Origin of the sequence: Bacillus sp. 3255, from assembly GCF_031456485.1 — a bacterium.
Lineage (GTDB): Bacteria > Bacillota > Bacilli > Paenibacillales > NBRC-103111 > Paenibacillus_E.
In genome coordinates this window covers 25,718-38,136 of record NZ_JAVDUS010000022.1, presented here as the reverse complement: position 1 = coordinate 38,136, position 12,419 = coordinate 25,718, and the positions used below count along the sequence as shown (strand labels likewise).

At 54.5% G+C, this 12,419-nt stretch carries 7 protein-coding genes; 6 read left to right on the top strand and 1 reads right to left on the bottom strand.

The features are described from left to right. The first annotated feature begins 18 nt into the window (after positions 1-18). A complete protein-coding gene (gene ileS, locus J2X61_RS28440; RefSeq protein WP_310192794.1) occupies positions 19-3,102 on the top strand; it encodes an isoleucine--tRNA ligase in 3,084 nt (1,027 codons plus the stop codon). 69 nt (positions 3,103-3,171) lie between these two features. Here ileS and J2X61_RS28435 read toward each other — a convergent pair whose 3' ends face one another. After that, the gene (locus J2X61_RS28435) at positions 3,172-4,044 is read right to left on the bottom strand and encodes an AraC family transcriptional regulator (protein ID WP_310192793.1); all 873 of its coding nucleotides are present in this window, start codon (positions 4,042-4,044) and stop codon (positions 3,172-3,174) included. A 117-nt stretch (positions 4,045-4,161) separates the two neighbouring features. Here J2X61_RS28435 and J2X61_RS28430 point away from each other — a divergent pair, with 117 nt between their 5' ends. From J2X61_RS28430 to J2X61_RS28410, 5 genes are all read left to right on the top strand, one after another. After that, positions 4,162-5,268 carry a glycoside hydrolase family 172 protein gene (locus tag J2X61_RS28430; RefSeq protein ID WP_310192792.1) on the top strand — a complete coding sequence of 369 codons (1,107 nt, stop codon included), beginning with the start codon at positions 4,162-4,164 and terminating at the stop codon, positions 5,266-5,268. Between the two features lie 203 nt (positions 5,269-5,471). Then, the gene (locus tag J2X61_RS28425; RefSeq protein WP_274472788.1) at positions 5,472-6,821 is read left to right on the top strand and encodes an ABC transporter substrate-binding protein; all 1,350 of its coding nucleotides are present in this window, start codon (positions 5,472-5,474) and stop codon (positions 6,819-6,821) included. A gap of 69 nt (positions 6,822-6,890) precedes the next feature. Further along, on the top strand, positions 6,891-8,675 hold the full coding sequence (locus J2X61_RS28420) for a cache domain-containing sensor histidine kinase (protein WP_310192790.1): 1,785 nt from the start codon (positions 6,891-6,893) through the stop codon (positions 8,673-8,675). 7 nt (positions 8,676-8,682) lie between these two features. Beyond that, a complete protein-coding gene (locus tag J2X61_RS28415) occupies positions 8,683-10,299 on the top strand; it encodes a response regulator transcription factor (protein WP_274472790.1) in 1,617 nt (538 codons plus the stop codon). A gap of 224 nt (positions 10,300-10,523) precedes the next feature. Continuing rightward, a complete protein-coding gene (locus J2X61_RS28410) occupies positions 10,524-12,404 on the top strand; it encodes a GH32 C-terminal domain-containing protein (protein WP_310192788.1) in 1,881 nt (626 codons plus the stop codon). Positions 12,405-12,419 lie beyond the last annotated feature (15 nt).

Genomic DNA, 12,419 nt, shown 5'->3' with positions numbered 1-12,419 from the left:
AAGAGAGGATGAGTGACCATGAGAAAAGTCGATGTCAAAGAAAAAGCGAGAAATCGGGAGCTTCGTATTCTAGAGCAATGGCAGCACAACGGGACGTTCCAAGCGTCCATCAACCATCGGGCCGGCAAGCCGAATTTTGTCTTCTATGAGGGACCTCCTACGGCAAATGGCAAGCCGCATATCGGACACGTGCTCGGACGCGTCATCAAAGATTTCATCGGCCGCTATAAAACGATGGCCGGCTACCGGGTCGTCCGGAAAGCCGGATGGGATACGCACGGGCTGCCCGTCGAGCTTGGCGTGGAGAAGCAGCTGGGCATCTCGGGCAAACAAGAGATCGAGAAGTATGGAATCGCCGAATTCGTGCAGAAGTGCAAGGACAGCGTATTCGAATATGAAAAGCAATGGCGCGAGCTTACGGAAGCCATCGCTTATTGGACGGATATGGACCATCCCTATGTGACGTTAACGAATGATTATATCGAGAGCGTCTGGCACATTTTGGCCGAAATTCATAAGAAAGGGCTCCTGTACAAAGGACACCGCGTCAGCCCCTATTGTCCCGATTGCCAAACGACGCTTAGCTCGCATGAGGTCGCGCAAGGCTATGAGGATGTCAAGGATTTGAGCGCGACGGTGAAGTTCCGCAGCAGAACGGGGCAGGACATCTTCCTGGCTTGGACGACGACGCCTTGGACGCTTCCGGCCAATGTAGCGCTGGCGGTCAACAAAGATACGGATTACGTTAAAGCCAAAAAGAACGGCGAAATCTATGTGGTCGCCAAGAACTTAGCGGACAAAGTGCTGAAAGACAACTATGAAATTGTATCCACGCACAAAGGTTCTGAATTCGTAGGTACCGCATATACGCCCCCTTTCGACTACTTCCCGGTGAATCATGGGCATGTCGTCGTCGATGCGGATTACGTGAGCGATACGAGCGGTACAGGAATCGTCCACATCGCACCTGCGCACGGTGAAGACGATTACCGGACAGCCCGCCAGCATGGGTTGGATTTCGTCAACGCAGTGAATCAGGCAGGACGCTACATCGAGCAGGTTGCCGATTATGCAGGACGCTTCGTCAAGGATTGCGACGTTGACATTGTCAAAAGTCTGGCGGAGCGCGATCTGCTGTTCGCCAAAGAAAAGGTTGAGCACAGCTATCCGTTCTGTTGGCGGTGCAAGTCGCCGCTTCTCTATTATGCGATGGAGAGCTGGTTCATCCAAACGACGGCCGTGAAGGATCAGCTGATTGCGAACAACAACCGAGTGAACTGGTACCCGTCGCATATTCGCGAAGGGCGCTTCGGCAAGTTTCTCGAAGACCTGGTAGATTGGAATATTAGCCGGAACCGATACTGGGGGACCCCGCTGAATTTATGGCTATGCCAGGCATGCGGGACCGAATACGCACCCGGCAGCTTGAAGGATCTGCGCGAGAGATCCGTGGGAGGAATCGACGACAATCTGGAGCTGCATAAACCGTATGTAGATGAGGTGAAGCTGCGCTGCTCCTGCGGCGGAACGATGGAGAGAACACCGGAAGTCATCGACGTCTGGTTCGACAGCGGTTCAATGCCTTTCGCTCAGTACCATCATCCGTTCGGCGATGAGCAGGTGTTCGAGGAGCAGTATCCGGCCGATATGATCTGCGAAGGAATCGATCAGACGCGCGGCTGGTTCTACAGCTTGATGGCGGTATCGACCTTGTATAACGGCAAGCTGCCTTATCAAGCGGTCATTTCGACAGGTCACGTCCTGGATGAGAACGGCTTGAAGATGTCCAAAAGCAAAGGAAACGTGATCGATCCTTGGGAAATCATCGACGAGTACGGAGCGGATGCGTTTCGCTGGGCTTTGCTGTCCGACAGCGCGCCGTGGAACAGCAAACGGTTCTCGAAACAAATCGTTGCGGAAGCGAAGTCCAAGGTGGTCGATACGATCCACAACGCTCATGCCTTCTATTCGCTCTATGCGTTGATCGATCAATACCGGCCTGAGGATCATCCGCCGCGGTCGTCCTCCAATGAATTAGACCGCTGGGTGCTGTCCAGATTGAATACTCTGCTGCAGCATGTCGTCAAAGGGTTGGAGGATTACGACTTCCTCAATCCCGCCAAGCACATCGAGGCTTTCGTCGACGAGCTGAGCAACTGGTACATCCGTCGTTCCCGCGACCGGTTCTGGGGCAGCGAGATGACGGAAGATAAAGTCTGCGCGTACCAAACGCTGCGCGAGGTGCTATTGACATTAGCCCGAATGATCGCGCCGTATATGCCGCTTATTGCGGAAGACCTATTCGGTAATCTTGGCGGGGAGGGCAGCGTTCATCTGTCCGACTATCCGGTCGTGAAGGAATCGGCAATCGACGAAACGTTGGAGAGCGATATGGCCACAGCGCGCCAAATCGTCGAGCTGGCAAGAAACATCCGGAACGAGACGGGAATCAAGACCCGTCAACCGCTGTCCGAGCTAATCGTCGCACTGGACCGTGAGTTCAACCTGCCGCGGTTCGAAGCCATCATCCAGGACGAAATGAATGTGAAGCGGATTCGGGTGGAATCAAGCGACAGCTCCTTTATCGACTACCGGTTGAAGCTGAACCTGAAAGCAGCCGGCAAGAAATACGGCAAGCTTGTCGGAACCCTCCAATCGAGGTTGAAGGAGCTGTCCGCCGCCGAAGCCCAACAGGCCGTTGAGCGAGGCTATGCAGAAATTGCGAATGACGGGGAAGCTATTCGTCTGACCCTCGATGAGCTGCTTGTAGAGAAGCAGGGCAAGGAAGGGATTGCCTTCGCTTCCGGTTATCGCATCAACGTTGCTCTGAATACGGAGATCACGGAGGCGCTGGAGCAGGAAGGTCTCGTGCGCGAAGTGATCCGCGGTATTCAGGATTACCGTAAAAAGCTCGATTTGCCGATCGAACAGCGAGTCATCCTGACGCTTCAAGTGGATGCACCGCTGAAAGCGGCGCTTGAGCGGTTTGATCATGTTTTGCATGATAACGTCTTGCTGGCTGATGTCCGGTATGCGGATGGGAAGGATGATATGGAGGAAGTGTCGTTCGGCGATCACAAGTTCCGGTTGCGGATCGAATAAACTTAAGGGTACGAAGTAACGGCAACGGGAAACCGCCTCGTTCATAAGAACGAAGCGGTTTCTGTCGTGTTACGGGGTCCTTGTGCGGAAATAAGACGGACTGCGGCCTGTGGCCGTTTTAAATGCACGGCTGAACGTATGAATATTCAAGAATCCGAGATGCTCGGCTATTTGGCTCAAGGGCATGGTTGAGAATTGGATCATATTTTTGGCTCTTTCCATACGAATGTGCTGATGATATTGGATCGGCGTCATGCGAAACATCTTCTTGAACAAATGGATGAGATAAAATTTGCTGACGTGGAACTGCTCGGTCAACTCGTCCAGCGTGACAGGTTGATTGACGTTCCGGTCGATATAGCTGCGGATTTCGGATAGAAATTCGACCTGTCCGTCCTTTCCCGTCAGGCTGCTATAGTATTGCTCCCTCAGCAGGAAGGCCAAGATATCCAGCATATTGCTTTTGAGACGCAGCTCGTAGTAGGGCGGCTTCGTTTCGTATTCACGGATCAGCTCGAACAGCACTCTCTCCAAGTAGACGGGATCCCGGGGCCGGAAATGGTTCGGGATGAAATAGGGGTGCTCCGACAGCTGGTTGATCCGGAACCAGCCTTTTTCCTTATCGCTCATCTGGTCGAAGGCCTTGAAGGACACTGTTATTTCCTCGCAATTCGGAAGAACGTGTAGATCGAAATGGACATGAGGCTGCCGAATGGCTTGCGGACCTGTCGATTGAATCGAGTGCCTTTGATTCGGTTTGAAGAAGAAAACGTCCCCGGGCCGCCCTTCGTACGTTTCCCCCTCCACCGTCACCAATAAGTGCCCTTCCATGAGAAAAAGCATCTCATAATCCCAGATGACGCGCTCTTCGATCGTCCATGGCGTTTCGACCACACTGTCGAACGCAACGCGGATATAAGGTGAAACGTTAACCACATCCATGACATCACCTCAGCAATATGTGGTAAGCAAGTCGGCAATCTATGCTAAAGAAATACAAGGGAAACCTAATATAATTAGATACATGAACCACAATAAATGATACATGAGGTGATGGATATGCTGCAACAGCACGGCTTAGGCAATGGTCTGGGAACGGCTCCTCTCGTAACTAATGGACGTACGCGTTCGATTACGGCGGAGAATCCGACGGGGGCGAAAGGGCAGGGCGGTCAAGCCGCAAGCAACTTGGGCGCAGCCAGAAAAGGGCGTCCTTGCATCGATCTGAAACAAGGCGAGACGGCAACGCTTGTTCATATACAAGGGACAGGCATTATTCAGCATATGTGGATTACGGTTACGAATGAAACGGGCGGGAAAGGGCATGATTCGCGCTATGTCCTGCGGGATCTCGTTCTTCGAATGTATTGGGACGAAGAGGAGACGCCTTCCGTCGAGGTGCCGCTCGGGGACTTCTTTTGCAACGGGTTCGCCAGACGCAGCCTTGTTAATTCGTTACCGATTGCCGTCAACCCGACGGGCGGGATGAATTGTTACTTCCCGATGCCGTTTCGGACCTCCGCCAAAATTACAGTTGAGAATCAGCATGCCCACGATATCGGCGGATTTTTCTATACATTCAACTATACGCTTGTTGACGAGCTGCCGGACAATGCGGCCTACTTCCACGCCCAATGGCGCAGAGAACGTCAGACGGAGCCCGGCAAGGACTACACGATTCTGGACAACGTTCAGGGTGCGGGACAATATGTCGGTACATACCTGGCCTGGGCCGCGCTGGAGCGCAATTGGTGGGGCGAGGGGGAGATCAAGTTTTATATGGACGGCGATGACGAGTGGCCGACCATCTGCGGGACGGGAACGGAGGATTATGTAGGCGGCGCTTGGTGCTTCAGCAATTTGGAGACGAAGGAGCCGGAGAGCTACTCGACGCCATACTTGGGTTATACCTACTACAAGGACACGACCCGGATTGACCCTTGGTACGGCCATCAAGTGCCGATGCACGGCATGTATCGCTGGCATCTGCCTGATCCGATCCGGTTCGAGCGCGATCTGAAGGTGACCATCCAGCAGATCGGTCATGATCATGGGCAGCTGTTCGAACGTTCCGACGACGTTTCGTCAGTGGCTTATTGGTACCAGGCGGAGCCTCACGCCGATTTCCCCGCGCTGCTTCCGGTGAAGATGAGATGGCCCCGGTAAAAAGAGGCGGTTGCCGTACGGGATCGGCAGGCTGGTTGTGATCCGAGACCGGCCGCTGCCAACTTGGGACAAGGGCGATATTCGTGTACAATAAGCATGAGCATTTTGCAAGTTCAAAGCAGAGCAAATTGAATTTAATTGGATAGCCCCTTTGCTATGATGATGACAAGAACAACAATAGAGATTGAAAGGGGCATATTATTTTGAAAAAGCTGAGTCAAACAGTCGTAAGCGCTATCGTCATCGGCGGGCTGCTCGCCGGGTGTTCCGCACAGGATGGCAGCGGGAACACAGCCGCATCTTCTTCTTCATCGGCGCCTGCCGTTAAGAAAGAAGACAAAATCAAGCTGACGTTCTGGAGAAACTCCGGAAATGATACGGAGAACGCCGCCTATGATAAGCTCGTGGCATCCTTTATGGAGAAGTACCCGAACATTTCCGTAGAAATGACACCTATCCCATACTCGGATTATGACACCAAACTCAGAGTTTCCATTGCTTCAGGCAGTCCGCCGGACATCATGGCGCTGGACGCTCCGACTGTAGGATCTTATGCGAATGCAGGCGCACTCAAGCCGTTGACGGCGTATTTCAAGGCGGACGGCCATATGGAGGATATCCCCAAATCAACGCTGGCCACTTATACGTACCAGAATGAAATCTACATGGCCCCGCTGACGGAATCGTCCATCGCCATGTTCTACAATAAGAAAATGTTCCAAGCGAAAGGCATCCCGCTGCCTTCCAGAAATCCGGACGAACCATGGACATGGGATCAAGTGCTTGATGCCGCAAAAAAAATCAATGACCCGGCCGGCGGCGTCTTCGGCATCGATCCGGCACAAGGCTTCGGCAACGCCGGGGGAACGGCGTACTTCAAATATCCGATCATTTGGCAGCTTGGCGGGGAAATCATGAGTCCCGACGGCACGACGGCCAAAGGCTATCTGGATTCGCCGCTAACGAAGAAAGCCATCCAGTTCTTCTCGGATTTGTACAACAAGGACAAAGTGTCCGCGCTGGAGTATCCGCCGGACCCGTTCCCGAACGGCAAGCTGGGCATCACGATCGACGGCTCCTGGTCGCTCGCGAATCTCAAAGAGAAATTCCCGAACTTCAAGCTCGGCGAAGACTATGATATCGCTCCGCTGCCGAAAGGCACGGCGCAAGCGGTAGCGAACGGAAGCTGGGCGCTGGGCATATCGGCCAAAAGCCAATATCCGGATGAAGCGTGGAAATTCGTCAATTGGGTCACCGGTCATGAAGGGCAGACAACGTATGCCGGCATGACCAAAGATATTCCATCCCGCTACTCGGCGGCGAAGGATTTCCCGGAATTGAGCCAATATCCGAAAAACATTTTCGTCATCCAGAATCAGAAATATGGCAGGCCGCGGCCGATAACACCGATTTTCCCGCAAATGGCGGATGCCGTGAACAAAATGTTCGAGGACGTTACCATCGGCAAACGGAATATCGACGCTTCCGTAGCCGAAGCGGTTGCGGCGATCGACAAGGCTTATGCCGATGTGAAAGCACAGCAGAAAAAGTAAGGCAATAACATAAGCTGAGACGAATCATTCCGATGATCGTCTCTTTGTCGTTAGGAAACGGGGGATCCTATGTTTTTCTCATTGCGGAGCCGGCTGATGGCTATTTTCTCGCTTCTGCTCATCCTTCCATTTGGGCTGCTAGCTTATATACTCAGCGAGGAAGCGGCGGCAACCATCGAGGCATCGACTCAGTCCATGGCCGCACAGACGATCGAGCAGTTCGCCTCGCACGTCTTAACGCTCCTGACGCAGGTCGAGGATACCGGCAACCAGGTGGTCAGCTCGCGGATCACCCAGGAATGGCTGAGTCAGCACTTGAATCCGGACCTAACGGTTCAGGAGCGGGTGCTGGCCAAGATGAGGCTGCGCGAATACTTCTCCTCGTACGGGGTGAACAATGCCAGCGGCATTTCCATCAGTGCGTTCACCGAGGATGCCGGAGGCGTATGGACGCAAGACCAAACCTACAGGAGCAGCGCTTGGTACCAAGCATTCGCGACCTCAGGCCGGCGCTGGACAACAGCCCATAAAGATCCGGATCAGCCCGACGATCTGATGAAGGCTCGAACAGTGAACGCTTTCCTTTTTCCTCTTGTTCAGCTGCAGTCGCTCCGCAATGCCGGTTTTATCAAAGTCAATTACCCTTCGACGCTGTTGAAGAGCGCAATTGAGAAAATCCGGTTCGGACATACAGGACAAGTCGTTCTGTTGACGCAAGAAGGCCAGCCGGTTCTGGATCAAAATACGGCCGGGCACCGCGATCTGCTGGAGCGGGGGCTTGCACGGATCGACGCTCAGTTCCAGACGGAGACCGGCGGAAGTTTTGCCATAGAAGACAATGGCGGAACGAACCTGTTATTTTTCCGTAAGCTGCCCGCACAGCATTGGATTATCGTCGGCACCGTTCCCGAAGGGGAGCTGTACGAGAAAATCACGCATATCCGGCAGACGATGATCGCCGTTTCGGCCGGGTTGCTCCTGCTTGCCATGTTCGCAGCCTTCTGGCTGTCTGCGGGCATTACGAGACCGCTGAGCAGTATGGGCAGAGCGATGAAATTCGTGCAGCGCGGCGAGTTCCATCAAGCTTTGCAGATCATGCCGAAAGTCAGCGAAGGACACAGCGAGGTCGGCTATGTGACCGGGGTTTTCGAACAGATGACGCATCGGCTGCGGTATTTGATCGAAACGGAGTTCGAGACGAATTTGCGCCGGAAAAACGCCGAATACAAAGCGCTGCTGCTGCAGATCAACCCGCATTTCTATAATAATACGCTTGAAATTATAAGCGGCTTGGCGGCTATGAAGCGCGAGGATCTGGTGATGGATGCGACCGAGGCTCTGGGCAAAATGATGAGATATTCGCTTAACTTGAATAGCGATCTGGTGAAGGTGGCCGACGAATTGGCTTACATTCGCGATTATTTGTTTATTCTTCATCTGCGCCATGAGGAGCGGCTGCAGGTGGTCATTCAGGAAGATCCCGCAGCGAAGGATCTTGTGATTGCCAAATTCCTCATTCAGCCGCTGGTGGAAAACGCCGTGAAGTATAGCCTGGAGAAGGAAGGCACCGCGCAGGTGTATCTGACGGCCTGCGTTGAGGGCGGCGAGCTGTTGATCCGCGTTAAGGATAACGGCATCGGCATGTCTCCCGAGCTGGTACGGGATCTGCAGACGGAACTCGAGGCGGGAGGCGATTCCGTGGCCATCCTTAGTACGGAAGGGCAGAGCATCGGGCTTCGCAACGTGCTGTCCCGCTGCCGCTTGCATTATGGAGAGCAATTCCGGATAGATTTACATTCCCAATTGGGCGAAGGAACGGAACTTATTCTGCACTTTCCGCTTATAAGGAGCTGACAACCAGATGTACACCATTATGCTCATTGATGACGAAGTTGGCGTGCGTAACGGCATTAAAGCCAAAATCGATTGGGAGTCCGCGGGCTTCGTCATTGCCCAAGAGGCTTCCAATGGCGCGGAAGCGCTCCGCCTGCTTCAGGAGCATCCGCTGCCCGATGCCGTCATTACCGATGTCCGCATGCCGCAAATGGACGGCATCGCGTTCGTGAAAGCATGTAAGGAGAAGTATCCGGAGCTTCGCGTCGTCGTGCTTTCGGGCTACTCGGACTTTGAATATATGAAGGCGGCCATACAGTTCGGAGTCAAAGACTATTTGCTCAAGCCTGTCGGGCGCAGCGAAGTTATAGCGCTTCTGGGCAAGCTGTCCCTCGAGCTGGAGCAGGACCGCAACCGCCTGCGCGAGCTAGAGCAGGAGGAACTGAAAAATAATCAGCTGCTGTTATTGATGCAGGAGCAAGTGATTTGGCAGCTGGTGAAGGACGAGTGGTTCAGCATCGCTACGGTCAAAGAGCGCATGGAGCAGCTGCATCTGTCCGGCTTGGCCGTAGATGACCTGCGTGCACAGTTCGCGGCTGTGGAGATGCGTATCCCCCAAGGCAGGCTGGACGATTGGAGCGAGCGGAAAGATCTGCTGTATTTGGCCTTCCAGATGCTCTGCCGGGAGTATGCGGAGAAGCGGGAGCAGGTCTACCCTTTCGGCGCCAGCAGCCATCCGGCTATGATGCATTTCCTGATTCTGGTGAAGGACGCGGAGTCCCATGCCCGGTTGATGGATGATTTCGTCCGCGAATTGAAGCGAAATATTCAAAGGTATCTGCGTGTCGAGAGCGTAGTGGGCGTCGGCGAGCCTATCAGCGGACTGAGGCAGTTGAAGGATGGGTATGCATCCAGCATGCTGGCCTGGAGTCAAAGCACGGTCCACTCGGATAGGGCGGAGCCGAACCGGAGCGTGCTGGCCATGACGCACGCGTTCTCCCCGGAAGTGGAGCGGAAGCTGGTGCAGACGGTGGAAAATCTCGACATGCCGGCTTTTACGAAACAGCTGCAGGCGATTTTCGCTGAGGATCGCGATACGCCGATGTTCGTCTTCACCTTTTTGACGCTGAGGATAATTCTGCTGTTTAATGCGATTGCCAAAAAGTTCGAACTCGGCGGCGCCTCGCTGCAGAGCTACCTCTGGAACTGCCAGATGACCGTAAGGGATTACTCGTCGCGGGAACAGGTGCTGGAGCAGCTGCACGACATGGCGCAGCTCGTTATGAATGAGGTGCGCCGAACGCGGTTTTCCAGCGGCCAACAAATGATGGAGGCGATTCGCAACTATGTGGACGAGAACTATTCTTACGAGCTCACGCTGGCTTCGCTGGCCGATATGTTTCATCTGAACGAGACGTATCTTTCCGGGTTGTTCAAGCAAAGCGCCGGTGTTACGTTCAGCGACTACGTGACGAAGCTTCGGTTGAGCAAGGCGGTTCAGCTATTGAAAGAGAATGAGCTCAAGCTAACCGATATCGCTACGCTGGTCGGCTACTCCAGTTCGAGTTATTTCAGCACAGCGTTTAAAAAGCATTACGGTAAAGGCCCTAAGGAGTACCGTGAAGAACTACTAGGTAAAAATTGAGCTTTGGGGCGCAGTGGCCTTGCGCCGGTGTTCTGCATCTGCGGCCTTGCTCCGCCCCGCGACATATAACCCCACTACCACGTTTCCTGTGGTGCTGGGGTTTTTCTCATTTCCATGGCCAATGAAATTGAAAGGGAATTTCCGATGATTTTGAAATCTTTCGCCGCCGGTTCCCGGTACAATGACCATACGGTATAACCCGAACATTGTGCAGGAGGGGAAGTATGCGAAAGACGATAAGCATGTTGGCTGCCGCCGTAGCTGCTGCCGCATTGCTGGGATGGGGGGGAGCGGCCATGATGCGAAGCGGTGGAACTTCAGCGGATTCCGAATCCGCAGGCTTAACGGACTCTGCTGCGCGAAGCGGCGCAACGGCATCTGCGTTATCAGCAGATCCTGACTACTATACGGAAACCTACCGGCCGCAATATCATTTATCACCGGAATCCGGCAATATGAGCGATCCGAACGGAATGGTTTATTTCGATGGAGAGTACCACCAGTTCTATCAGAACAGCGGCCAGTGGGGACATGCGGTCAGCAAGGATCTTGTGCATTGGGAGCATCTTCCCGTCGCTCTGGCGCGCGATTCGCTCGGAGAGATTTGGTCCGGGAGCGCGGTGGTCGATGCCAAGGATTCCAGCGGATTCTTCGGAGGGAAAGCGGGATTGGTGGCCGTCTTTACCCACTTCAAAGCCGGCTTGCAGTCGCAGAGCCTTGCATACAGCTCCGATAAAGGAAGGACATGGACGAAATACGAAGGCAACCCGGTGATTCCGAATCCGGGCTTGAAAGATTTCCGCGATCCGAAAGTCATCTGGCACGCGCCGACGAAGTCGTGGGTAATGGTAGTCGCGGCCGATAACCGGGTGCGCTTCTATGTATCGCCCGATTTGAAGTCATGGACGATGACCGGCGAGTTCGGCAGCGACCAAGGCTCGCACGCGGCCGTATGGGAGTGCCCGGACTTGTTCGAGCTGCCGGTTGAAGGCTCCAAAGCGAAGAAATGGGTGCTGGCGGTCAGCATCGGCAACAACGGGGCGACGAAAGGATCCACGGCGCAGTACTTTGTCGGCTCGTTCGACGGCAAGACGTTCAAGAATGATAACAAGCCGTCCGACGTGCTTTGGACGGATTATGGAAAAGATTTCTATGCGGCGGTGTCCTACTCGGACATTCCAGCCAAAGACGGACGCCGCATCTGGCTCGGCTGGATGTCCAACTGGCGATATCCGTTCGCGATGCCGACCGGTGCGTGGAAGGGCAGCATGTCCATCCCGCGGGAGCTGAGGCTAAGGGACGTCCCCGGCCAAGGACTGCGGCTCGTACAGCTGCCGGTCATAGAGCTGGAGCGGCTGCGCGGCAAGGAGATCGCGCTGGGGCCGCAAACGGTGGCCCTAGGAAGCAATCCGTTTGCCGACATCAAGGGAACGTCCTACGAGCTCGTGGCGGAGCTGGGCGTCAAGCCGGGAGCCAAGCTGGCGTTGGAGCTTCGCAAAGGTCCCGGCCAAGGGACGACGGTCAGCTATGATGCGGCTTCGGGGCAGCTCGCCGTAGACCGGACGCGTTCAGGAGCCGCTTCGTTCGAGAAGGGCTTCGCCGAGATCATGACGGCGCCCGTCGCCCTGAAGAACGGCAAGCTGAAGCTGAGATTGTATGTCGATGAATCCAGCCTAGAAGTGTTCGCGAATGACGGCGAAGCTGTCGTTACCTCGCTCATCTTCCCGGACCCTACCAGCAGCGAACTTATGCTGACAGCTGCAGAAGAAGGCGTCTCGCTGGAGAGCGCGCACTTCTACCCGCTGAGGACCGTCTGGCGTCAAGAGGATACAGCTGCCGGCAAGCCGCTGCGGGTCGTGCTGAACAAGAGCTCTCTGGACGTGCCGGTTAACGGGAGCGAGCAAGTCCGCTCTTTTGTAGTGCCGTACAATGCTGCGCAGGATCTAAGGTGGCAATCCAGCGACAATTCGGTAGCGTCAGTTGCGGCCGTATCCGGCGGAGCCATCGTCAAAGGCCTACAGGCCGGGCAAGCGGAGATTAAAGCGATTAGCGAAGACGGCAGCGCGGTTTCCACCCTTCGAGTTTTCGTATATGGAGATAACTAATTTTACATGAATGGA